The sequence below is a fragment of the Chitinophaga chungangae genome, from assembly GCF_017742215.1.
In the GTDB taxonomy this organism is placed as follows: Bacteria; Bacteroidota; Bacteroidia; order Chitinophagales; family Chitinophagaceae; genus Chitinophaga; species Chitinophaga chungangae.
Window position 1 is genome coordinate 121,650 of the sequence record NZ_JAGHKP010000003.1, and the last position, 25,061, is coordinate 146,710.

The following is a 25,061-nucleotide window of genomic DNA, read 5'->3' on the forward strand; positions in this document are numbered from 1 at the left end:
TTAATGTTTGCGGGTGCTGAATGTTTAGAACGTATAGGCGGCAGACAGGCTGAACGAGGAGCCTACCTTGCGGATGAAGGTGTCCTGGTCGCCGATCCTTCTTTTTGTTTTACCGTCTTGCGACAGCTCCAGGTATCCTTCTTCGTATTTCCGCGAGAAGCCGAATTTCCATTCGTAGATGGCATCCCACTCGGTTTCGGGGATGGCCGAGATAGGCATGTTGCGGTACTTGTCGCGGACCTGGTAGGTATCGTCGCTGTTGATGTAGTAGCGGTAGGCGCTGTTGGTAAGGTTGCTCATGTTGAGGCGCGCCATCAGCTTCCTGCTTTTCAGGAAGGCGTAGCTGAGCTGCGCGTCGAGCTGGTTGCGCGGGCGCTCGAACTCCACGATGTTGGGCGACATGCCGGTGGTGAAGGTCTTGTAGCCCATGTGGTTGAATGCGATATTGGCGCCGAGGCGCTTGCCGGCATACTGCAGCGCGATGTTGTACAGCACGGGCACCTGGCCGTAGAGGGGTCTTTTTTCCTTGAGCTGCTTTTTTGTGCGGTAGCGGTATTCGAAGCCGTACTTGTCGGTGCTCATGGTCTGGCCTCCGAACTGCGCAGCCTGCACGGTGGAATTTTGCAGGGTCAGGTTGCCGCTCAGGTACAGGTTCTGGAGAAACTTCCAGTGCGGGTTGAGGAAGCCGAAGCTTTTGCGCAGGTCGAACTCCCAGCCCTGCACTTTGGCCCATTCGGAGTTGCTGGTCCGCACGTAGATGCGGGCGGTGGCGTCCGGCTGGTCGCGGTAGATCTCGGCGGGGCGGTCGAAGTATTTGTAGAACCAGCCGAAGGAGATGACCTCGCCGGGCTGCGGGTACCATTCCAGTCGGAGGTCGTAGTGGTCGATGGTGGTGGAGAGCACCCCTTCGTTCATGCGGTAGGCGCCCAGTGCCGGATCGAAGCGGATCATGCGGGAGTTTTCGATCAGCGAGGGCCGCACTACAGACTGCGCATAGGCGGCGCGGATGTTGAAGTCCTGCAGCGGGGTAACGGTAAGGCTGGCGGAAGGAAGGTAGCGCCAGGTTTTTTCCTCGCTGACGGGGTCGGCAAAGGCGCTCACGATCTTGCCCGTTTCGGGGTCTACGTACCGGATGCGCTCGCCCTCCCTGATGAGCGCGTCGATCTGGCGGTCGTTCGCGCTGTTGCGCATTCTTTCATATTTGTAATATTCCGCCCGGATGCCCCATACGAGCCGCAGCCATTTGGTGAACCGGTTGTCGAGCATGGCGTAGTAGGCCTGGTTGGTGTTCTTGCCTTCGTAACCGTTGGCCGAAAAGGCGGCCGGGTAGTACAACAGGTCGCTCATCGGGTCTTTGAATTCGAGGTATGGGTTCCAGCCTTGTACCGGGGTAAAGGGGAACACGGAGTTGCCGGGGCTGGCGGTGCCGATCGGCAGGATCGTCCAATCGTAGTAGCCGTGGCGGTCCATGAACTGGTAGCCTGCTTTGGCCAGTTGCTTTTGCCCGAAGAGGCGTGCACTGTAACTAAGCGCGCCTTCGGCGCTGCGGTTGGTTTCCTCGTACAGGTATTGTGCACGGTTGAAGGGACCGGTGCCGGGGTTGGTGACGCCATGGGGGATGACGTTGTACCCCGTATCGTTGAGGGTGACAACGGGCGCCAGCCAGGCTTCCACCGCATCCTGCTCCAGGTTGCTGAGCTTGTTGCGCGCTACGTTCCATTCGAAGCGGAACCTGCCGAAGGTATGGTCGCCGTTGAGGCGGTTCTGCAGCATGTCGATGAATTTGGGACGGTCGTACTCCCGGATGGCAGGCATTCCCTGGTACCCGATCTCGTTGCCCCAGCCTACCATGCGGTTGAACTGGTTATTGAACACACGGGAGTAAAAGTTGCGGACGGTTATCTTGTGCCGCTCGGCGCTCCAGCCGGCGTTGAGCAGCGCGCCCCAGGTGGTATTGAAATTATACTGGTTGGCAAAGGTCGGGTCCATCTCTTCGCCGGTAACCGCATCGTAGTAGCGGTTGTTCAGCTTTTCCCAGTTGCCCCTTTCGAAGTGCTCGATATCGTCGATCGATTGTTCGTTGCGGTAAGTGATGCTGCCTACGAAGCCGATGCGGCTGTTCTTCACGTTGTAGCTGCGGCCGAGGCTGACCTGGTAGTTCTGGCCGGGAGCGGCCTTGTAGGTGCGGGTACCGAGGCGTTCCAGGCCACCGATCCGTTTGTTCTGCTCCGCGATCTGCTCCGGCGTGATCCTGGGCTTACCGGGCTCGGGCTGGGCGTTGGGATTGGTGGGGTTGTAGTTCCTGCCGTCGAACAAAAGGAGGTTATCCGGAAAGTGGTCGCGGGAGCCGTCGTCGAAGCCAAGATAGTCGTATTTGCCGCGGCCGTACCCGAGAAACGATTTGCCGGTAACGCCGGACACATACTTGCCGCCTATGCCGATGATGGTGAAGTTCTGGTGCGGGATGGCGAAGGTGTTGACCTGCACGAGGCCGCCGCCGAAGCCGAAGCTCATATCGGGCGTAGCGGTCTTGGACACGATGACGTTATCGATCAGGTTGTTGGGAATGATGTCGAACTCGAAATCGCGCACCTGCACATCGGTGCTGGGCAGGATGGCGCCGTCCATCATGGCGATGTTGTAGCGCTCGGCGATGCCGCGGATCACTACGCGGCGGTTATCGTTGGTGCTCACGCCGGAGATGCGTTTGAGCGTTTCGCCGATATGCTTGTCGGGCAGCGCGGCGATCTGTTCGCGGCTGATGCCGTTGGAGATGCCGGCTTCGTTCTTCTGGCGGGCGTAAAGCGAGGCCACGGATTCGCGGCTGGCGGAAGAGGTGACCACGATGCCGCTGAGCGTGCTTTTCTGCCGTTTGAGGGTGACGTTCAGCTCAAAGGTCTGCCCGTTCTTCAGCACAATCTCCGTGATGCGTTTGGTGACGTAGCCGATGGAAGAAACTTCCGCCACATATTCGCCCGGCGGAAGGATGATGACGAAGGAACCGTCCGCTTTGGTGGTGGTGCCTTTGTTGCCTATACGGACCGTCACGAAAGGCAGCGGGTCGCCGTTAGACTCGTCGATCACTTTGCCGGACACCCTTCCGTCGGCCGGTTGCGCCGGTGTATCGGCGGGAGCGGACTTGAGAATGATAGCGCCCGCGCCGTCCACGCTGTGAGTGATGCCCAGCGTGGATTGAAGCATGCCCAGCGCCTCTTTGACGGTGGGCTGGGCGTGCCGGAAGCGGAGAGGGCGCTCGAGGCGGCCGCTCACTTCTTTGCCGTAAGTGAATTGCACAGACCCGGTTTGCTCGATCAGGGCGATCAATTCTTTTCCTTTCAGGTCCGTTGCCGGAAGCGTGATGTGCCGGGCCATGTCCTGCGCGCGGGAACGGGCAGGGGCCATTGTGCAGGCCAGCAGGATGATGATACAAAGTATCCTTAATTTCATAACTTTAGGTGATTAAATGTTGCAGTCGCTTGTTTGTACTGTACGTTTAACAAAGGCTGTCCGGGTGGTGAGATACCCTGGCAGCGTGAGCCGGCCTGCTACCACAGGCCGGTTTCTTTTTGGCGTGCGTTTTTACATCATACGGAATAGGCGGTTTAAGCGGTTAGTAAATAATGATCCGGCGGTTGTCCTTTTTATACCGGAAGCCAAGCGTGGCAGACAGCAGGGCCATCGCATCGTCGCATGACTGGCGCCGGATGCGGATGGTGACGGTTTCTTGCCGCCATTTGGCCTGGGAGATCACGATCGGCACGTTGTACCAGTCGGAGAGTGATTGCACCACCTCGGCGAGTGGCGCCTGGTGGAAGACCATGCCGTTGTTCCACCACTCGCAGAGCTGGGCGGCGTTGACGTCGTCGATCGTAAAGTCGTTATGTTGTGTATGGAAGCGCAGGCGCTTGCCGGGCAAAAGCTCCGCCAGCGGCCGTCCGTCGTATTGCACGCCCACCTTGCCGCTGCGTACCGTCACGGAGGTATGGAGGCTGTCGGGCGTGCTCACTTCGAACGAGGTGCCAAGCACGCGCGTGACCATCTTGCCCGACGATACCTGGAACGGGCGGGCCTGATCGGGCTTTACTTCGAAAAAGACGCGGCCCGAAAGGGCGATGCGGCGGTCGTGGTCGTTGTAATCTTCCGGTACGGTGATGGTGGCGCCCGGGAACAGGTGGGCCACGCTGCTGTCGGGCAGGGTCACTTTTTTATGCGAGCCGGGGAGCGCGGCGATGGTTTGCATGGCTGGCGTGCGCCGCCCTGTTGGCTGCAGCCAGAAGGCGCAGGCCACCAGCAAGGTTACGGCTGCGGCATAGGCCTGCCATTTGCGGGAGAAAAGGATCGTACGGGCAGGCGGTGGCTGCCAATCCGTACGCGCGGTAAACGACTGCCAAAGCCGCTCTTCCACCGCGCGGCGGTGTTGCGGATCGAGCGTGACGTGGTCTTCCGGCCGCTCCTGCTGCCATTGTTCGACCAGTTTTTTTTCCTCATCCGAAGCGGCGCCGGCGAGGTATCGTTGGAGAACGTCTCCCAGTTGTTGGATATTCATATAGCGAAGGACGTCCGGTCCTTACCTATATGCGTGAAAAAGGGAGGCATTCAACTATCCGCAAATGTTACCAAATCATTACCAATAGGCGTGACCGTTATAAGTGCTGGAAAAAGATGACGGTAAGCATCGCTTCTTTCAGGTGCTTGCGCAGCTTCAGGTAACTGGCGCTGAGCTGATTGCGGACCGTTTGTTCGGACACGTCGAGCAGGCGGGAGATCTCTTTGACCGAAAGATCTTTTTCCTGGCGGAGGCGGTAGACCTGCTGCATCTTTTCCGGCAGTCGCGCCACCTCCGCTTCCACGATGGCCTGCATTTCTTTCAGTTGAACCAGGTCCAGGAAGCTGGTGAAGGCGGGGAGAACGTTTTTCTCCAATTCTTCCCGGCGGCCAGCTATTTTGCTGGCTTTGGCGATGTGGGCCAGCACTTCGTACTGCACGGCGGCATGAAGATAGGCGGCAAGGGTGGTGTCGATGGAGACGGTGGCGCGGCGGGACCAGAGGTTAATCAGGACGTCCTGCACAACGTCCTGCGCATCGGTGTCGGATTTGAGGCGGTTGAGGGCGTAGACGTAAAGCTTTTCCCAGTAGCGGTCGAACAGGCACTTGAAGGCAGGGCCGTCGTCCTGCTGGACCAACCGCCAGAGATCGGCATCGGTATGTTCGGTGCGGCGCATGGTGTGGTTACGGGGTGTAAATGTAGGGGGATCAATAACTGCAATCGCTCCTCTTCTATAAATTAATAGTAACGTAACATATTATCCCACCACTTCCTGAAGTCTAACTGATACTTTTGCAAGGACTAATGGCATTCACCAGTGGAAACAAAAAGTACAGGACCATCCCGGCCACGAACCATACTTCAGCATGAGGATGGCGTTACGTTCGATCAGGTTTATGCGAAGTATTGGAAGCCACTGTTGCAAACCGCTTTCCGAATTCTAAAAGATGAGCAGGCTGCGGAAGACATCGTCCAGGACACATTCATCAAGCTTTGGGAACACTGGAACATGCCCCATACCAATATTAAAGGCTGGTTGTTCACCACATCCTATCACCTCGTCCTCAAAAAACTGAAACAGTTGCAGTCTGTCGAGCGGATCGGACTGGCTAATTTTTCCGAACCCCTTGCCGGAGAAGCAGACGAACTCATACAGGCAAGCCAGTTGCAGTTTGCTGTAGAAGCCTGTGTAGACGATCTCCCCAAACAATGCCGCCGGGTATATACCATGAGCCGGCATGAGAAGCTCTCGATCAAACACATTGCCCTGGAGCTGGGCATTTCTCAGAAAACTGTGGAGTACCATATTTCTACGGCGCTCAGGCGCATACGCCAGCGTATCAGTGGCGCGATCCTGATTCTGCTTTATCTTTTCCTGTAATCGCTCTCCCTCCCCCTTATGTAGATTCTGGAATTACCTGTTGAGCTGACCAAAAAGGTCGACGAAGGCTCTGAGAAGCGCGTAAACGACTTTTCGTCTCCATCACCTTCCCAGTGGGGTACCTTTTTAGTCGGCCCAACCGGTGTTCGATTAGTTGTAAAATTATTTAAAAAAAGATGCCCGGCCGGCCTAGGGATGCCACCCATTTCCGGATTGTATATTTAGCGGTATACTATCTGCCGGTAATAAATTAAAAGATGGATAACGATATCTTCAAAAAACTATTACAAAAACATACGGAAGGAAAGGCGCTAAGCCCGGAAGAGGCAGCGTTGCTCCGTCAGGGATACGACCAATTGCTGGAAGAAGCGCTGAACGCAACCGGGGAAAATCCATCGGAGGAAAAAGGGCTTGAATTGCGCCACCGGATCGACCTGGCAATCACCGGGCGGCAAACAAAACGTTTCCATCTCAGGGATATCAGCCGCATCGCTGCTGTCCTTTTAGTGGGGATTACCCTTTTGGCGGGTGCATATTGGCTTTGGCCGGGTAAAGTGACGAATGACGCACGGGCAGATATCCTGCCTGGAGTCAATAAAGCCAGTCTCACATTGTTGGATGGTTCGGTCATTGCGCTGGAGGAAATTCAGGACGGCACCGTTGCTGTGCAACGAGGCGTTCGTATTGAAAAGGATACCGGCGGAAATATCCGGTATTATGCCGATAGAAAGCAGGAGACGTCGCCTGTGGCCATCAATACCATCACCACACCCAAAGGCGGTCAATACCGTATCATTCTCCCCGACGGATCGGTAGCCAGGCTCAATGCGGCATCGTCTCTCGTTTATCCCGTACGCTTCGCTGGCAGTGAACGCCGGGTGAAAATGACAGGCGAAGTTTATTTCGAGATCAGTAAACTACCGCTGCCCGGCGGGAAAGGTAATGTGCCCTTTTTCGTGGAGTCGGCCGGGCAGGAAGTACAGGTCTTGGGCACACATTTCAACATCAACGCATACGGCGATGAAGCTGCGATCAGGACAACGCTGGTGGAGGGCAGCGTAAAGGTCAGATCGACCGATGGCAGGTCCGCAATGTTGAAGCCCGGCCAGCAAGCCGTATTGGCGAAACAACTGCGTGTACAACAGGCCGATATTTCCCGGGAGCTCGCCTGGACCAACGGCGATTTTGTTTTTCGCGGAGAAACCCTGGAAGGTGTATTGCGGCAGGTGGGGCGCTGGTACGATGTATCGGTGGAATATCCGCCGCATATCGGCCAGTTGCGTTTTAGCGGGATGATATCAAGGTCACAGCCGCTCTCCGCCATCGTCAAAATGATACAATCCACAAAAAAAGCAACTGTAACTATAAAAGAAAGGAGGTTGATCGTGACAGATTAATACATGACCAGAATCCGGCAAGTTAAAAAAATAGCCAAAGGTGGTGGAACACCTCTGGCCGCATCGTTAAAGCTTATCGGAGACATTGCGACAACAATAATCATCAACAGCGTTTAACATTAACAAAAGTATGAATTTTTATCAATGCATGCGTGTTATGAAGATCACCATGTTCCTCTTCACCTGCCTGCTATTGCAGGTTAACGCCAGCTCCTATGCCCAGCGTATCAGCATCAACCGGCAGCATTGTACGATACACACCGTACTGGAGGATATCAGGAAACAGGCAAAGTATGATTTTTTCTATGATACAGATCTGTTCAGCAAAGCAAAACCCGTCAGCATTCAGGTTTCGGACGCCACGGTAGCACAGGTGCTCGACGCCCTTTTCAAAAGGCTGCCCTATAGTTATACGATCGATAACAAATGGGTGGTCATCACCGCGGCAACGAAACCAGGCACGATGGATGCCGCGCAGGAAACGCCCCGTCAGCGGCCCGGCCGCATCGCCGGAAAAATTATCGACGACCGCGGCGCACCGCTTCCCGGCGCAAGTGTAAAGATCATACAAACCCGCCAGGCTGCGCTTAGCGGAATAGACGGCAGTTACAATTTTAACATCGTTCCGGGAAGCTATACCATAGAAGTTAGTTACATTTCTTTCCAGACACGGCAAATCACCCAGGTAGACGTAAAGGCCGGACAGCTGACGCGCCTCAACATCGCCCTGAAGGCATCGAGCAGCACGCTGTCGCAGGTGGTGGTGACCGGCACCTTCAAAAAGGAAAGCGTAGCCGGACTGTATGCCGCGCAGAAAAACGCCGCTTCCGTCACGGATGGCATTTCCGCGGAACAGATCTCCCGCGCGCCGGACAACGACATGGGGCAGGTGCTGAAACGTGTGACAGGATTGACGACGGTCAATAACCGTAACGTGATCGTGCGCGGCATGTCTGACCGTTACAACCAGGCCATGCTGGACGGCGTGGTCATACCCAGCACTTCCCAGAACAGGCGTGATTTTTCGTTTGATATCATCCCTACTGAAATGGTGAGTGCGGTGGTCGTCAACAAAACCGCCACGCCGGACGTGTCCGCGGAGTTTTCCGGCGGGCAGGTTTCCGTGATTACCATCGACATTCCCGAAAAGAACTTTACCTCCGTCCAGTACGGCATCGGCGGCAATACGCAAGCCGTCGGAAAAGATTTTTACCGGTTGGGCGAACGGCATACCAGCGAGTATTTCGGATTTTTCAACGATGCGGCTAAAATGCCGGAAGGCATGAAAACCTGGCAATGGAGCACCCGCGCCATGCTACTGGATGCACCTCCCGGTTACAACCTGACCGACCCGGAACTGAACAGCCAGCCGCTAAACCCGACGGAATACGGGAATGATGTAAAATATAACGACCTGGATGCGATTGCGCAATCCAGGAAACTGAACGCTGCGTCCTTAAAGCCCTATACCTATAAAGTCCGTCCCAATCAGAACATGCGCTTGTCGGTCGGGCGGGTGTATGATCTGAAGAAAGGGAACCGGTTCGGTTTTGCCGTTTCCGCCAACATCCGGAGCGAACAGAATATCGTGCCTTTCAATAACACGCGCAATTCTACCAAGGGCAATTACATGGATAGCACGGGGATCGGCGACAAAGGCGCGGGAACGTCTTACCGGTTCAACAGCAACATGGGCCTGGTTGCGAACATGGGATGGCAGGGCCGGAAGTTCAGGATCGCCCTGAAGAACATGTATGCCCGCACGTACAGCGATCATTACAACGAATCGATCCGGAAACCCCACGACGATTCCAACCCCATCGCCAACCGGCTAATGTACCAACTGCCGGAAGCGATGTCTTTACAGCAACAGCAGTTGACCGGCAGCTGGCAATTGCCCTGGAAGATCAAAGCGGAAGGAATGTTTACCGTCAATAAAATCCAGCAGCAGATACTGGACGAACGGAAGCTTTCGTATCAGTTGACAAGCGTTGTGGGCGGCAAGCCCTATTTTCAGACGCCTTCCCTGATGACGAACAGCGCGGCCTCGGTTAGGGGAAGCGTGAAGGACTGGCGGATGTGGACATCGATCGATGAAACGGATTATAACTGGAGCGCCGCCTTCTCCCGCAAATTCGGTGAAGGCAAAAAGGTATCCACCCTCATGAAATTCGGTTACCAGGCCTGGTCGAAGCAAAGATCGCTGGATGTGTTCAAGTTCATTCCTTTTACCCGGTCCTGGGTCGAAGGCACCACGAATCAACCCGCGCCTGCCATTGAAATCAGCTACGACCAGTTATTATCCGGCAACAACATCGGTAACGGCAACGGGCAGGCGTATTATTCCGCGGATGTCCTGGGCGGCCGGTACTACGACGGCAAAATGGGATCGCATGCATTATACCTGATGGCGGATCAGCAGTTTTGGGGCAAGCTCCGGCTCGCTTACGGCGTCCGCGCCGAGTATTTTGACCTGAATTCCCGGCAGGAAGAAATATACAAACGCGCCACCGAAAAGCAGGAACTGGACCCCGACGATCAATTCCGCCACCGGTTCGGGGTGAAGGAAAGCAACTGGCGCTTCCTTCCATCCATCAACGCTACCTACAGCCTCACCCCGGACCTGAATATCCGCAGCAGCTATTCGCGCACCATCATCCGCCCTGATTTCAGGGAAGTAGGCATGTTTGCCATGTACGATTTTGAAATAGACGGATATGTGTATGGGGAACATGTGCAGTCCACCCAGATCGATAACATGGACGTTCGCGTGGAATGGTATCCTTCTCCCGGGGAAATCATCTCCATCACCGGGTTTTATAAAAAACTGGACAAGCCCATCGAGTTGATCCATTCGGGTGGGTCCGAGTACACCTTCGCGAACATGGAAAACGCGAAGAATATAGGGCTGGAAATGGAGATCCGGAAGAACTTCTCCTTCATTTCCGACAAGGATTGGTTGAAGCAGCTGTTCGTTTATGCGAACGGGACTTTGCTCAAATCCGAGGTGAATGTACTGAGCCACTGGCAATGGATCAACGATCCCGTTACGCAGAAGGCGGAAAGGGTGCAGATGCGCTATCCTAACCAGGACCGGCCGCTGATCGGGCAGTCGCCCTGGCTGCTGAACCTGGGCGTCGGGTATTGGGGAAACAATGTGGGCGCTACGGTGAGTTACAATCACCGCGGCTACCGCACGAACCTGGCGAACGTTGAACTGGCGAGGGTGGAGTACGAACTGGCGCCCCGGCAGCTGGATGCGCAGGTGTATGCCCGGTTCTTCAAAAGAAAACTGGAAGTCAAACTCAACCTGGCCAACCTGCTGGATGAGTATACGCGTTTCTATATGAACATTCACGATTACGTGCAGGACGATACCAAGTTTTCCGTATTGAAGGAAGGGCGATCGATCAAATACCACAAGGAAGACGGGGATATCATCACGTACAGAAGGAAAGAAGGGCGCAGGTTCAGCCTGAGTTTTAGCTACAACTTTTAATTCACGGACGCTTAAAAAGAAAAACAATGAAAAGTCAAATAACCAGGATAATGGCCGCCGCGCTGATGGCGACAGGTTGGTATGGCTGCGGGAAAGGTGAGCCTGCCGCTCCTTTCACGGAATTCGTAGAAGTGTATTTTGATGCCGAGAAAACAGCATTGCGCAATAACGGCGAGGGTGTGTTCATCGCTGCCAGGTACAACGGGCAACCGATCGAATGGAACGTGCTCAGTAAAAAGATAAAAGTCGTTACCGGTGAAGGGAAATTCGAATTTTACGATACCCGCAACGGAAATGTGGTGGCGGAGAAAGTGGTGGACGTGAAACCGGGCGCCCGCCAGGAGTATACAATGTTCCAGCCCACGCTGGACGCGCCCGTGAGTTTTATCGATCCGGATGCCCAGGGAAGTGAAAGCCCTGCCCCGGCCGGCCAGATCAAACTGAAAGTGGCTAACTACGCGAAAGACCTTATTCCCTTTACGAAGCTGGATATCAGGGTTTCCATCAGCTATTTCGATGCCGACTGGAATGAAGTGATTACGGAGGTAGGGATGATCAGGGATGTACAGGACGCTGTCGACAAGGCTGCATACCACCTGTTGCCAAATGGTGTGCCGGCTCCGGCGCCTGAATTCGGCTACAACTATGTTTTCGAATTCCTGGATGGAGATACCGGCGAGCCATTGCGCAATTATGGAGGTACGGGATATTCCAATCTGGCATTCTCTCCGCAGGGAATCGACCCTTTGCCCGTCCGGAATGTGTTCACGCTATATATGGTTTCTAATAAGACCTGGGGCGAAGCGCCTCCCTTTATTAAAAAAGGAGACGATTTTTACGAAATAGCTACGACTGTGCTTTTCGCGAATTAGATTTTTTCAATCATTTCGATCCCGGGAAAACCGGATTGATCCAAAGTACAGAGGCTTGTAAGTAATGCTTGCAAGCCTCTCTTTTCTGAATCCCGGGCGCTATTTATCTCCGCTGTGGTGTATACAAAAACATGATTGAGTAAATAGTAATTACCAGCAAGCATTTGCGAGAACGAAATGGGTCCATTGCAACGCTGCCGACCGGTATGCTTTGCTTCTTGAAAATTATCCCAAATTAAATAATCGCGTATCCGACGCCAGCCTTGCCTCTTATCTCGGCATCTCGAGGGTACATTTCAGCCGTATTAAATGCGATTATCTTAAAAATGGCAACAAATGTTAACGCTTTTCTAATCTTCCACCGATAAATTTGCATAACAGAACAGGTAATACGATTTTTAGCGAATGGCAGCATTTCTTAACCCAAATCCTGTGATATGACGTTCTTCTAAATTATTCCATTCAGCCAAACTTTTTCACCCCGGATATTCAAAAGCCCCCGACACAGGGCCGGGGGCGTCATCTACCTATTGTACCGCAAAGCCAAACTATTCGTAATTGGGATCGGTTTCGCAATTAACCTGCGGTTTGGATATAGAATGATAGAAATACGAACACCCCGCGAAATTTTAAATATACGCCACCATGAAAAAAGATAAAAAGAAATACGACGCAGTTCAGGAAGTACGCGAAATCGGTGACCGGTATAGCGAATACCACCGCAATAACCCAGAGGAATTTAGGAAGGCTTTGAAGGCCGCCAGGAAAAAATTGGCCCCCACGACAAAAGCGAAGAAGCCCAATTAAAGGCTTCTTTTATTAAAATTAAAGAAAATGCTTAGAAGTTTTTCACTGAAACAAAAAAAGACAAACCAGCATTAAACCGATTTGTCTTCATTTATAGTGCCCAGAACTGGATTCGAACCAGCACACCCTTGCGAGCGCTGCGACCTGAACACAGTGCGTCTACCAATTTCGCCATCTGGGCATCTTGTTTCAGGGAGTGCAAAAGTAAATCATTATTTCATTTTTCCAAATTCGGGGTAGATATTTTTGCATGCTGTCATGCAAAAATAATCGTTCGTATCGGCCTCGTATCGGCCTTGAATTGGCCTTGGGCCGGCCTTGATCTGCCTTTAGTAAAGGAGTGGGCCGCAAAATACTTCCGCAATCTCGAAAAAGAGATTAAGATTGAACAACTTCGTGATGAAGAGGACTCGCTTCGGAGGTAATAAAAAAAACTCCCGGGCTGGTTCCCCGGGAGCTGACATTTCCAATTGCTAACCCTTTGCATGGGCAAAAGATTAGTAATCGGGCGGTATCTATATCAGTAACGTATATACGGCGTTTTTGTTCAGTTGAAAAAAATGAATTGGAAAAAGCAGCCGCGCATCGCCCGGCGAGCCGGCTGCTTTTTTTATGCTGAATGGATACTCCCTAGATCGTGAAACGGAAATAACACCAGCAGCTCCATGCGCAATACCTGTCGCCGATCTTCGCGCGTACTCTCCAGCGGCCCGGCTGCGCCCCCACGAAATTGTGGTGGAAAGTAGTGCCGGTAATGCCATGGTATACCGCGAAGCTCCGGAAAGATTGTGCGGCCCATTGACCGCTGTTCACCGCGCCGTAAGCGTCTATCTCGATGCTGTACGTAGCGCCGGGAATGTTCACGGGCGCCCATTTGAAGGTCATGCTGCGGGGATAATGGTTGAACACGCTGCCTTCGGCCGGTTCCAGGGGGCGGGGCACCGCTCCTTTCCACCAGGTGAGCGTCGGGTCGCCGAGAATGCTCATGCCATAGAACCATTGCCGTTCGCCCAGGTCGTGATCGCTGCCGCGCGCTTTCCACCAGTCTACCATCGCGTCGCCGATGCATTTGCCTTTGCCGATGGGATCGTAAAAATCCGCGAAAAACAGCATCGAGCCGGTTTTGGTGCTGCCTACGGCTGTTAGGCCGTAATTGGTTTCTCCGCCGGCTTTGTCAAAAATGTACCAGCCGCCGAGATAGTCGTTTTCAGTGAAACGCGCCGTGCTGCAGCAGAAAAGATTGTAAAAATGCGCGTTCGGGGCTCGGCTGTCGCGGAAATACGAACGGTCGATCCACTCGGTAGTGCCGGTAGACGGGATGTGGAAGGAATGCACATGCGGAGAAGAATGTGAACAAAGCTGCACGAAAGAACGTGTTTTGTTCACTTCTTCTTTGTAAAGGTCCGCATCCGTGATGTCTGGGTTGGTGTATTTGGTGATATAGGCTGCAGGGGTCATCAGGTCCATTTCGCAATCGTCGAAGCCGGTCCAGTCGTCTTCCACGTAAGCCAGCGCGGAGCGGGAATGGCCCAGGTTGCCGGTGCGGAAAAAATGGTTGCGGTCGAAATAATTGTTGATCAGCGCGGCGTCGTTGCCGTTGAGGGTGGGCGTCCAGACGCGGCCTACCCATATTTCGGGGATCACGTCGCCGGACACGGCGTTGTATTTGCCATCGCCGTCCGCATCGGCCCAGGTGCCATTGGCGTCCATGTAAAACAGGTCGCAGGGAAACTCGGAACTGGCGCCATAAAAATCGTCGCTCATTTCGAACCAGGCCGGGGGAATGGCGCCTACCATCACTACGCCGGCGGGCGATTTGCCTTTGATGTAATTGCGGATGAAAGAGGGTTTGCCGCCGCGCACCACGTGAACGGTGGCCCAGTAACCGTCTCTGCCGAGGTCGAGCACATAACGTTCCACGCGTTCTTTGGTGGCGGTGTATACATCTTTATGCACGAGTATCAGCACTTTGCCTTTCGGAAAACGCAGCCAGTTGTAGGTGTTGAGATAGGCCTCGTTTACACCATAGGAGGGGCGCGGCATTTCTTCGATCAGCGGCACGAGGTCGATGAATTTTTTATGGATGCTCAGGTAATCGGCGAACGTTTTCAGCTGGATCTTGTTCGGGTCCATCAAACGCAGGTTCCGCACGCTTTTGTAAGCCTGCGCCAGCTTGTAATTGCGGCCTACGGCGGCCAGGTTGAACACCGTACGGTCCTGCAGCACCTGCGTGCGGATGGTTTGCAGGTCCGATACGGCCTGTTTTTCACCGGCTATCGTAAAGCCGTTGAGCGGTTTTTTTTCAGTAGACATTTTCTTTCTTTTTTGGGGGTTAAATGTTGACACAAATCTACTGCCCGTTCCGCGCGGGGAACAGGGAACATCTACCTTATTTTTTCCGTATTTATACGCATCGAAGTGTTGGGGAGAATACCGGTTACGTCCACCAGGGCGCGTCGGGATAAGAAACATCCAATATCACCTGTTCGCCGATACGCGGCAGTGTAAGCCGCACGCCTTTGGCTGCCGCGCTGTTCATAGCCCTTACGGGCGGCTCGTTCCATGCATGGAAAGCCAGCGCGAATTTTCCCCAGTGAACGGGCATCAGCACTTTGGCTTCCAGGTCGATGCTGGCCTGCACGGCTTCTTCCGGGTTCATATGGATATTCGGCCATTGCGGGTTATATTGCCCGGATTCGAGGATGGCGATATCGAAAGGACCGTATTTTTCGCCGATCTGCTTAAAATGCGGCCCATAGCCGGAATCGCCGCCGATGAAGATCTTCCGGCCATTGTTCTCATACACGAAAGACGACCACAAAGAGCCGTCGCGGCGCAAACCGCGGCCTGAAAAATGGCGCGCGGGTGTGGATGTCAGCGAAATTCCCGGCGCGATCTCTTGCCGGTTGCCCCAGTCCATTTCCCTGATGATGGCCGCGGGCATGCCGTAATGTATCAGCGTTTTTCCCACGCCCAGCGCGGTATAGACGGATTTCACGCGGTGGCGCAGCCGGCGGATGGTACGCGCGTCGAGATGATCGTAATGGTTATGGGTGATGATGAGGATGTCGATATCGGGCAGGTCTTTCACGCCGTACACATTGCTGCCCTGGAATGCGCGCACCGTAAACGGAACGGGGGAGGCATGGCCGCTGAACACGGGGTCTACCAGCACGTTCAGCCCCCTGTCCTGCAACAGGTACGAAGAATGCCCGAACCAGGTGATGGCCGTTTCGCCGGCCGGCGTTTCTTTCAGGTTGGTGCGCACGGAAGGAACGGCCGCTGAAGGATAGGCCAGTGGCGGTTTCCGGAAGAATTTAAACAACAGCTTCCACCTTGAGGTGTCTTTCGTCATGATCGCTGTAGGCTCCTGGTTGTGAAAGGCGCCGTTCCTGAAATTCGGAGATGTCCATTCCATACGAACGAATGTACGAACCAATGTCGGATTCTTACAATTCCATTCCGCCGTATCGTCGTATTTTAGTGGCATGATCTCCATCGAAACTTTCAGGGAAATATGCCTTTCCATGCCGGAAACGTACGAGGTGCGGCATTGGGAAAACGCCGCCTTCCGCACCAAAAAACGGATCTTCGCCACGGTGCGGGAAGCTGAGCAGACCGTCAATTTCAGGTTTACGCCGGAAGTACAGGCTGCTTTCTGCGCGCAGGACGCAAAGGGATTTTATCCCGTTAAAGGAGGCTGGGGCCTCCAGGGCTGGACGATCGCCGATCTCCGCAAAGTAAAAAGATCCATGCTGGTGAGCGCCGTGCAAAGCGCCTGGTACGGCGCCGCGCCGCCAAAACTGCAGGAGCAGTACAGGATGCAGAACGGGCTATAGAATGGCCGGGTTGAATATGTTTTATTTGAACGACAGCCCCAGTTCTTTCCTCCGCTGTTTCGATACGTCCATTTTCAGTTTCTCATGGTTCAGCTGCTCCCATGCCCGCGCCGCGTTGAACACATGCAGCTCCAGGTCGTTGCGGAAAACGCTCAGGTACCGGTCTCTTACGTAATAAAGAATGTCCCCGTTGTCTGACATGCCGTAGCGGTCGTTGGCCGTAAGCTGCATGGCGGTTTTTTCTCTCATGTTCCCGTCCAGCACAATGAGCTTGTTCTGGTTGGTAAGCAGCAGCAATTCATCTTTCTCCCGGTTGTATTGCAGGGTTGCAAACCCGTCCGGATGCGTGTATGCGGGCGCTGTTTGCCTTCCGGTGAAATCCCGGCGCCAGAGCGTGTCGTACGGCATGTCGGGAGATTTGTACCAGGGCATATACGAACGTTTGAAATAGACGGATATCAGTGTGTCGAACGGATGGATATAATTATACCTCTCTATGTTGCGGGTGATGAAGGTATTTTTTTCAAAGTTGGCCGCTACCAGCGTACCGTCGAACCTCCGCCGGGAATTGTCGGCCATGTCGATCAGTTCCAGCTCTTCCCCGTAAAACGACGTTTTTTTCCTCGCCAGCAGTTTGTTTTTGCCCGCGCTGCCGTATGCATAGGCGTAGGGCATCCGGTCGCGGCTGGTGAAACGCACGGTGTCCCTTCCGTCCAGCAGTTTTATTTCACCGCCTGTGCCCCAGATCAGCCGGCCGTCTTCCGTGAAATCGCCGAAAAATACGTCCATGATGCCATACGGTATGTGGTATTGCATCTGGTGCAGCATCTGGCCATTGGGGCCGTATACGTTCATATGCCCGGTAATATCGTCGGTTTCGTCGATCGTCAGCACCCGCGTGAAATCCCGCGAAGTGGTAACGGTGTAGCTCGAAGCCAGGTCTGCCAGATGATTCCCTTTGCCGTCGAGCACCTGCGCTTTTTTAACCAGGAAGCCGTCCGCATCCATCTGGAGGTATGGCACCAGCAGGTTGCCATTGTCGAGGAACCGTACACGGTACGAATCGAATTCCGTAAAAAGCCCGTCTTCTATGGCTTCCACGGGATGCAGGTACCTCCTGGCGCCGCCGAGGCGAATGGTGTCTCTCGTGCCTTTTACACAATCGAAAAGGTAAAACTCGTTGGGGAGCGGCGTTTCGGATTGGTACGACTGGTTCTGCGCCTCCTGTTGCTGCTGCTGCTCCTGCTCTTCGGCGTTTTTCCGCGATTGTTTGCTGTAGCTCCGGGACAGGATGCTTTTTTTCCTTTCCTGTTCTTCCACGCCTTTATGCGCCAGCAGCAGGATGTTGGGCCGGTTGGTGAAATACACGTAGTTGATGTTGCCGAAGCTGCTTACATTTTGCTCGCCGCGGTTCCTGATATTTTCTCCTTTGTTGTTGTAGATGGCGTAGTCCCGCAGTTTGGAGCGCGAATTGTCACCGGTGGTATCCAGCACGATGAAGCCGCCGGTCGCCGAAATGTCGATCCTGCCCGGCTCTATCAGCGATACCGTCAGGTATTTGGTGTACTCGCTGAATTTCTCCTGGATGTTTTGCGTTTGCATGAACTCCAGCAGTTTCTGGTTCACTTTGCTGGTATCTTCCCCATATACTTTTTCCTTGATGGGCCCGAACAGGTTCAGCGCTTCCACGGGATCGAGGTTTTTCATTTCATACCCCATGAACACCAGGCTTTCGTTGCGGTTGTATTCCCGGCGAAGCATCTGCGAATAAAAATACAATGCCGTGGAAGCCACTGCCAGTATGCCTCCCAGTACCCAACCCCATTTCCAGCGGCGCTGCCGTTCTTTCAGTTTTTGCAGTTTCTGCGCTTCCGCCGCACGCTGCTGCGAGATCGTGTCGCGCTGTTTTACGCTGGCCTCATAAAACGCGAGGATCTCCGGCGGCAGGTTCAGCTGCTCGATGAATGGTTTGTAGGATTCGATCTCGCGATTGGACAGCAGCTCGCTGATCTTGTTCTGGTAACCGGTATACCGGCTGCGGATCTGCTGGTCGGTAAAACCCGCCTTGCGTTGTTCTTCCGTGCGCCGGCTGTCTATCAGCCCTGCGAGCACGTCGTGCGCCAGCTCGTACGTGAGCCCTTCCGTGCGCAGGATCTTGTTTTTCTCCATTTCGTTCAGGCAGCGGATCATCAGCGTGCCGGCGCGTTTCTGGAGATAAGGCGGCACCTGACCGGTGAACCAGATGCCGTTGTTGATGCGTACGTACGCCAGCGGCCGTTTGGTGCCTTCGGAGGTCACGAACGCGTCGAGCACGTTGCTCACGAAATCTTCCGGGATGCCGGGGAATTCCTGTTCGAGCAAATCCTGTATCACGTTGATGCGCTCGCGGATGAACCGTTCCAGCACTTCCTGCATGCCGCCGAAACGTTTGATGATGGCGTTGTTGAATGTTAATGCGGGATAATCTTTTCCCGGCGCAACGGTTTTAACGGGCGTGATCATGTACACGGCGCGCCACAGCTGGTCCAGGTAGATCTGCAGGTAAGGCAGGCTCACCACGCCTTTTTCCATCAGCACGCTGATGATCTGTTTTGCGTTTTCTGCCCCTTCCTGCAGCTGTATGCCGAATTCCTGGCAGCTTTTGGTGATCACTTCCTCTACGTTGCGCGCGTTCATCGGCTCGATGCGCAGGCGGCGGTCGCAGAAGTCGGGGATCTCTTTTTCGAACTCGCTCAGCCCCGCGAAAAATTCTTCGCGCATGATGAACAGCATGCTGCAAAACTGGAGATCGGGGTCGGAGAGAATATGATCGACGATGCTGATGAACGTTTTCTTTTCCGCGTCGCTGCCCATAATGAGCAGTTCCTCGAACTGGTCGAAGATGAGGTAAACGGAGCGCAGGTACCGCAAATTCACGCTTTTGAGATGCTCGTACACCTCGTCGCTCACGTTGGCGGCCCTGATAATGTTGGTGTGGAGTTGCGCGGGCGCCTGCATCAGCATGCTTTTTCCCGCCAGCGCTGCGGTTACGCCGGTTTCGGTTTCCACTTTCCCGCTCACTGTTTTTTTGAGGTTGTTGAGCAGCGAATCGTTGAGGTTATCTCCGCGGCGAATGAAAAAAGGCGTCCAGTCCAGGTCGTCCATGCGGTTCATGAGGCCGCATTGCACGATGCTGGTCTTCCCGGTGCCGCTCGTGCCGTACACCAGTACCAGCCTGTTTTTGTGGATATGCTGGTAAAGCTGGCTGATCTCTTCGTCGCGCCCGAAAAAGATGTTGTAATCGTCCCTGCCGTACGGGTCAAGGAATTTGAAAGGGCTGTTGATGATCGGTTCCATATTGCTGTTTATCGCGCTCAGGTTTGGGGCTCCAGCGCCTGCAACGCGAGATGTTTAAATGCGGTGAGCTGCTGGCATACGGCTTCGTAGCGGCCCTGTTCCTGCTGCTCCGTTCTGCCGAATTTCCGGTTGATGTTGATTTCCTCGCGGTTGATCTCATCGTCTATTTTGCTCACGTTGCGGAATACGTACACATCGTCCGCGGAGCGGTATTGCCCGTAGAACACGAGGTTGGAACGGTCTGCCTTGCTTTCGAAGGAATTGATGTCTATCACCAGCGGCGAAAGGTTCAGGAATTCCAGCGCGTCGCCTTTCCATTGCCGCCGTTCAACATTGAACACGGTAAGGTTCTGTTTGGTGAGCACCACGCCGCTGTTGTCCAGGTGTTTGGCCAGCAGGTAATAATTCACTTCATGGCTCGCGTTGGAGTTCATCAGTTTCACCACCTGGTGGTCGAACACGGTGAGCGTATCGTGCCGGTATTTGTTGATCCGGATGTTCTGTATGCTGGTGAGTGTGTAGCGGTGTAAAAAGCCCAGTTTGTCGAAGAAGGCGGACAACATCAATTCCGCCCGCAGGCAAAGCCCCGGCACTTCCTCTTCTTTGATCGCGGCGGGTTTGTTGGGGTTCACCACCGTGAAATAAGTGCCGCTGCGGATGTAGGTCAGAAATTCGCAGGCTTCCTTGAACGGACGGTTGGCGGGGTCTTCCTCGCGCAGGGTATCCAGCTCGCTCACAAAATAATTCACATCGCCCAGCGAATCGATGTACTGCCGGATGTCGCGGATCAGGGTGCTGTAATTGTAAACGGACCGCTCGTCGATGCTGAGCGAAAAATAACTTTCCAGCAATTGCGCGATCGGCCCGGGAAATTTTTTCACCCGCCCGGTCACCTTCAGTTCCCACAACTGCGAGATCATGATGATGCCCATGAATTCCGCCGTGATGTGAAACACCCGGCCGATCTGCTCCAGTCGCCTGCGGCCGGGCTGCTTCAGCGCTTCCGAGCCGTATTCCGCGGCGAAAAGGGTTTTGAGCTGTATCGCGATGGGGTGGGGAAACACGTCCATGATCGTTTTCTGGAACACGTTATCTTCGATGATCTCGGTTTGTTTGCGGAGATTAAGCTGCTCGGCGGGGATGTTTTTATCAGCTACCAGGGCGTTGAAGATCGATTGGGTCAACTGCAGGTTGGGCTCGTAGTTAACGGCGGCCGTGTCTGTTTTCACCGGGGGAAGGGGATTGTTGTCTATCGCATCGGCCGTTTTGTAAAACAATCCCCAGAATGGTTCTCGGGGCGTATCGCCTGGAATGTGGAGGTCGCGGTGAAGCGGCTCGTCCACGCCCAGGGTCGCCGGGGTGGCTACCTGCGCCGCGGCCAGCGCGGCGGAGAACGCGTTGCGCGTGGTCATTCTTTTCTGGATGATGTTTTTAAACAGCTCCACGCCGAATATGCCCGCCGCATCGTCGTCTATCGCGCAATTGGTGGCGATCACCGCGGGTACGCCCAGCTCCAGCAGCTTTTCAACCTGTTTGGCCGTGCTGCAGCCGTTGAGCACCACGAGCTTGAGATTTTGAGCGTCTATGCTCGGTTTCAGCTGGTAGGCGATGCCCACGCCATTGGCTTCCTGGTCGTTAAAAAGCAGGGAAGTTTGCCCGGCATGCCCGCCGTAGTGAAAAATAGCGATCTCGTTGCCGTAAGCGCCAAAGGCGTTGTTCATATTGGCGACGGTGGCGTAAGATTCCCGGTGTACGTCGTAAACGCCGCGCCGGTTGGCGATCAGGATGCCGTGGATACCTTCGTCTTCAGCCGTTATGGATTTTAAAGGCGCATCCGTGCTGTTCGCAAAGGATATAATAATAGTTTTCATGACAAGAGCTTCGGGGTAAATAATTCTTGTGCGCGCTGTGGTATTTTTGGAGTAACAATGCATTGTAATTTACGATTTTTACAGGAATTCAAATTTTATTTGTCTGAGCCTCAATAAAGTAGTAGGTTTGACACGATCCCAAAACAGAACAACAACAGAAAGGACGATCGTAACCCCATAACTTCGCATTAAAATATTAGCTGATATGCAAAAACGTAAGTTTTATGCCGCGTTCGTGGGCATAAATGCCTATCCGCAGGGCGCTTTGAGCGGATGCATACATGACGTGCTCAGGATGGACCTGCTTTTCCGTCAGCAAACGGCCCAGCAGCCAGACATGCAATATCTTCCCGTCTATTATCTCGCCCCTAACGCGGCCGACGAGCGCCAGATAACCGCCTACCGGCAGGAACAAGAGGCCGAACTGGCCTACGATGCGCCCACTTTCGCCAATATCACCGGCAAACTGTTCGGTCATTTCGAAAAGGCCGGCGAAGGAGACGTGTGCGTGCTCTTTTACAGCGGTCATGGCTCCCAAACCGAAGCCCCGGAAGAGTTTTACCAGGACAATCCCGGGCGTAAAATGGAAACGCTGGTGTGTGTGGACAGTCGTACCGCCGCCCGCGACCTCATCGATAAAGAGCTGGCTTACCTGCTCTGGAAAACATTTTCCGCCACCCAAGCGCATTGCGTCGTGATCATGGACTGCTGCCATTCGGGCAATAACACCCGGGCGCTGGTCAATGAAGACGATGTGCAGTTCCGCTTCCAGCCCGCTTCCCGCAACAGGGTGGCTTTTAAGGATTTTATCGGTTATGGCGACAGCGGGTTTTATACTTTCGAAAACGGCCGGCCGAAGATCGGCATCCCGCGATATGTGCACCTGGCGGCTTGCCGCAACGACGAAAAGGCCCAGGAATCCATGCGCGGAGGACTGTTTACCGGCAAGCTCACGGAAGTGCTGCGCGCCGGGGCTACCGCGGCCAGTTACCGCGACCTGGTGCAGCGGCTGGAGATCACGGTCAGCAGCCGGGCAGACCGGCAGCACCCTGTCGCATTTTCGTTCAACGACGCCGACCTCGACCAGCAATTCCTTTCTTCTTCCATGCAACCTTACAAACCTTCGTTTGAAGTGCGCTTCAACGATAAAGAGCAGGTGTGGAAACTTTACGGCGGAGAATTGCACGGCATCGCCGCGGGCGATATCGTGCAGGTGAAAGACGGGGAACGCACGGCGGAAGTGCCCGTGACAGCAGTTTTCCCGATGTACGCCATTATTTCGCCGGAAGGTTTCGATACGGAAAGTTTGAATGTAAGGGCCACCGTGGTGAAGGCGAACAGGGCGTTTATGATCGTGGAAAGCGAACCGGACAAAGACCTCGAAGAAGCGTACAGGAAAGGCAAATTTCCTTTCCTGCAATTGTCGTTCACACCCAATACGCCCGGCGCGCAATACAAAGTAAGGCGGCTGGAAGACGGGCAATATGTGCTCACCGGTTACAACGGCGAACTGCCGCTGTTCCGCCGTGAGCCGAATGCCAAAAGTTTTGCCGGAAAAATGAACACCGTCGCCAACTGGCGCTCCGCGAAGGAATTAAAACACCTGGACGAAGCGCTTACGAAAGATCATTTTATTTTCGAATGGGAGGCGGTGGAAGGGCAAACGGCGAACGACGCCGCGGAAGGGAAACCGGTAACCGGCGACGATATCCGTTTGCATTACAAAGACGGGAAATTCCCCGCGTTCAGGCTCAGGATAACGCTGAAGGAATATGCGCCGGTAGAGCGTTGTTTTATCAAGGCGCTGTACCTCGGCAGCAAATACGGCATTTTTACGGATCTGATCCGTAACGATCAGCCCGCGTTGCTACCGGGCGAAAGTGTGTCGCTGGAATTTGCGCAGAACAACAAACTGTCGAAAACCATTCCCGTCAGCATCGATCCCGCTTATAAAAATTACCAGGTCACCGAAGTAACGGATTATTTGAAGATCATCGTGTCCACCGCTGAGTTCGACGCCGACCGTTACAAACAGGATAGCCTGCAGCTGGACCTTTCGCCGCAAACGGCCAAAACGCGCGACCTGGGCGGCGGGGAAGAAGTAAATGACCAGCCTTACTGGTCGGTGTTCACCTTTTCCGTGACCTGCGTGGCGGAAAGCAGCGAACAGCAGCTTCCCGCGGGCGGTACGGCCGATTTCGGGGCGTTTACGATCACCGCGCCGCAGGGTTTTTCCGCCAAAGCGACGGCGATAACGGAAACGAACACACGAAGCATGAACGACGCGCCTTCGCCGGACATCTGGGGAGAAGAAAAAACCGATAACGGGCTGAACGGCAGCATTGCGGCGATCGAGCTGCAAACGGAAGGAACGCTGAAGCCCGGGGAACCGCTGGTGATAAGGCAATCGCCGCCGGCAGCGGCCGTCCGTTCGATAGACGGTGCGCAGGGCGAAGAAGTGATCGTGCCTTTTGGTTTCGATCATGCATTGCAGATGTACGTGCCGTTGGGTTATGCGGATGATGAAGGGAATATTTTCGTGGAAGAACTGCCGTCTTCGCCGGTGAATACGCGCAGCCTCATGTCTGCCGTGAAACTGTATTTCAAAAAGGTCTTCCGTTCCAAAAATACGAACACGCTCGCCATTTATCGTTTCAAAGACGGGAAATGGGAAACGGTGGACAAGCTGGAGCCAGCCGCCAAAGCCACTTTGCTGGTGCATGGCATCATCGGCGACACGCAGTACATGAAAGAGGTGTTCATGGCGCAGGATTCGCCGCCGGATTACATTATGACCTACGATTATGAAAATCTTTCCACCCCCGTGTCCGAAACGGCCACCCGGCTCGACGAAGCGCTGAAAGCCGCCGGCATGGGCCAGGCCGGCATGCCGGACCTCACCATCGTGGCGCATTCCATGGGCGGGCTGGTTTCCCGCTGGCTCACCGAGAAAGTGAAAGATACCGGTTATATCAAAAAACTGATCCTCGTCGGTTCGCCCTGTTCCGGCTCCGAAATGGCCGGCCTGAGCAGCTCCGCGAGAGATCTGCTTACACAGGCGCTGAACGTTACCGGCCCGGTGAAATTCGTAATTACCGGTCTCGCATACCTGGTTAGACAGCTGAAAATAAACCCCGCAACGACGTTGAAAGAACTGACGCCCGGCTCGCAGCTGTTGCAGGACCTCGCGCTTTCGCCGATGAAAACCGGCGTGGAATATCACATCATCGCGGGCAACACGGCGTTGCTGGAAAATTATTCCGGCGACGATTTTTTCCTTCGTAAAGTAGCGACCATCGTGAAAGAAAAGATCGTTTACCCGGGGCTTTCTTACGCGCTGTACGATAAAGAAGCCAACGATATGGCCGTTACGCTCAAAAGCATGTTCGCCATACCCGCGCTGAACAAGGAAAAACAGGTGCGTGAAGTGGCCAGCAATCACCTGTCGTATTTCCGCGAGCCCGCCAGTATGAACGAGCTGATGAACCTGATCCATCACACCTAAACCCCAAT

General features: G+C 54.2%; 14 protein-coding genes and 1 tRNA gene. 7 read left to right on the forward strand and 8 right to left on the reverse strand.

Annotation, left to right across the window (positions count from 1 at the left end; all coding sequences use genetic code 11):
* Window positions 1–24: 24 nt before the first annotated feature.
* From J7I43_RS14935 to J7I43_RS14945, 3 genes are all read right to left on the reverse strand, one after another.
* Complete coding sequence (locus tag J7I43_RS14935; protein ID WP_209146524.1) at window positions 25–3,447, reverse strand: TonB-dependent receptor; 3,423 nt, start codon at window positions 3,445–3,447, stop codon at window positions 25–27.
* 163 nt (window positions 3,448–3,610) lie between these two features.
* Window positions 3,611–4,546, reverse strand: a complete 936-nt coding sequence (locus J7I43_RS14940) for a FecR family protein (protein ID WP_209146525.1) — start codon at window positions 4,544–4,546, stop codon at window positions 3,611–3,613.
* Between the two features lie 97 nt (window positions 4,547–4,643).
* On the reverse strand, window positions 4,644–5,222 hold the full coding sequence (locus J7I43_RS14945; RefSeq protein ID WP_209146526.1) for an RNA polymerase sigma factor: 579 nt from the start codon (window positions 5,220–5,222) through the stop codon (window positions 4,644–4,646).
* A gap of 141 nt (window positions 5,223–5,363) precedes the next feature.
* Here J7I43_RS14945 and J7I43_RS14950 point away from each other — a divergent pair, with 141 nt between their 5' ends.
* From J7I43_RS14950 to J7I43_RS14970, 5 genes are all read left to right on the forward strand, one after another.
* Window positions 5,364–5,927 carry an RNA polymerase sigma-70 factor gene (locus tag J7I43_RS14950; RefSeq protein ID WP_209146527.1) on the forward strand — a complete coding sequence of 188 codons (564 nt, stop codon included), beginning with the start codon at window positions 5,364–5,366 and terminating at the stop codon, window positions 5,925–5,927.
* A 257-nt stretch (window positions 5,928–6,184) separates the two neighbouring features.
* The gene (locus tag J7I43_RS14955) at window positions 6,185–7,324 is read left to right on the forward strand and encodes a FecR family protein (RefSeq protein ID WP_209146528.1); all 1,140 of its coding nucleotides are present in this window, start codon (window positions 6,185–6,187) and stop codon (window positions 7,322–7,324) included.
* Window positions 7,325–7,481: 157 nt separating this feature from the next.
* Complete coding sequence (locus J7I43_RS14960; protein ID WP_209146529.1) at window positions 7,482–10,823, forward strand: TonB-dependent receptor; 3,342 nt, start codon at window positions 7,482–7,484, stop codon at window positions 10,821–10,823.
* 26 nt (window positions 10,824–10,849) lie between these two features.
* Complete coding sequence (locus J7I43_RS14965; protein WP_209146530.1) at window positions 10,850–11,695, forward strand: hypothetical protein; 846 nt, start codon at window positions 10,850–10,852, stop codon at window positions 11,693–11,695.
* A 645-nt stretch (window positions 11,696–12,340) separates the two neighbouring features.
* On the forward strand, window positions 12,341–12,502 hold the full coding sequence (locus tag J7I43_RS14970) for a hypothetical protein (protein ID WP_209146531.1): 162 nt from the start codon (window positions 12,341–12,343) through the stop codon (window positions 12,500–12,502).
* A 97-nt stretch (window positions 12,503–12,599) separates the two neighbouring features.
* On the opposite strand, the gene J7I43_RS14975 is transcribed toward J7I43_RS14970, so the two are convergent.
* From J7I43_RS14975 to J7I43_RS14985, 3 genes are all read right to left on the reverse strand, one after another.
* A tRNA-Leu gene (locus tag J7I43_RS14975) sits at window positions 12,600–12,683 on the reverse strand.
* A gap of 449 nt (window positions 12,684–13,132) precedes the next feature.
* Window positions 13,133–14,815, reverse strand: a complete 1,683-nt coding sequence (locus J7I43_RS14980; RefSeq protein ID WP_209146532.1) for a C25 family cysteine peptidase — start codon at window positions 14,813–14,815, stop codon at window positions 13,133–13,135.
* Between the two features lie 124 nt (window positions 14,816–14,939).
* Window positions 14,940–15,920, reverse strand: a complete 981-nt coding sequence (locus J7I43_RS14985; protein WP_209146533.1) for an MBL fold metallo-hydrolase — start codon at window positions 15,918–15,920, stop codon at window positions 14,940–14,942.
* A gap of 70 nt (window positions 15,921–15,990) precedes the next feature.
* On the opposite strand from J7I43_RS14985, the gene J7I43_RS14990 reads away from it, so the two are divergent.
* Entirely contained in the window at window positions 15,991–16,341 is a 351-nt protein-coding gene (locus J7I43_RS14990; protein ID WP_209146534.1) for an MmcQ/YjbR family DNA-binding protein, read from the forward strand.
* A 21-nt stretch (window positions 16,342–16,362) separates the two neighbouring features.
* On the opposite strand, the gene J7I43_RS14995 is transcribed toward J7I43_RS14990, so the two are convergent.
* Window positions 16,363–19,677 carry an ATP-binding protein gene (locus J7I43_RS14995; protein WP_209146535.1) on the reverse strand — a complete coding sequence of 1,105 codons (3,315 nt, stop codon included), beginning with the start codon at window positions 19,675–19,677 and terminating at the stop codon, window positions 16,363–16,365.
* A 17-nt stretch (window positions 19,678–19,694) separates the two neighbouring features.
* On the reverse strand, window positions 19,695–21,548 hold the full coding sequence (locus J7I43_RS15000) for a hypothetical protein (protein WP_209146536.1): 1,854 nt from the start codon (window positions 21,546–21,548) through the stop codon (window positions 19,695–19,697).
* Window positions 21,549–21,753: 205 nt separating this feature from the next.
* Here J7I43_RS15000 and J7I43_RS15005 point away from each other — a divergent pair, with 205 nt between their 5' ends.
* Complete coding sequence (locus tag J7I43_RS15005) at window positions 21,754–25,053, forward strand: caspase family protein (protein ID WP_209146537.1); 3,300 nt, start codon at window positions 21,754–21,756, stop codon at window positions 25,051–25,053.
* Window positions 25,054–25,061: the final 8 nt, after the last annotated feature.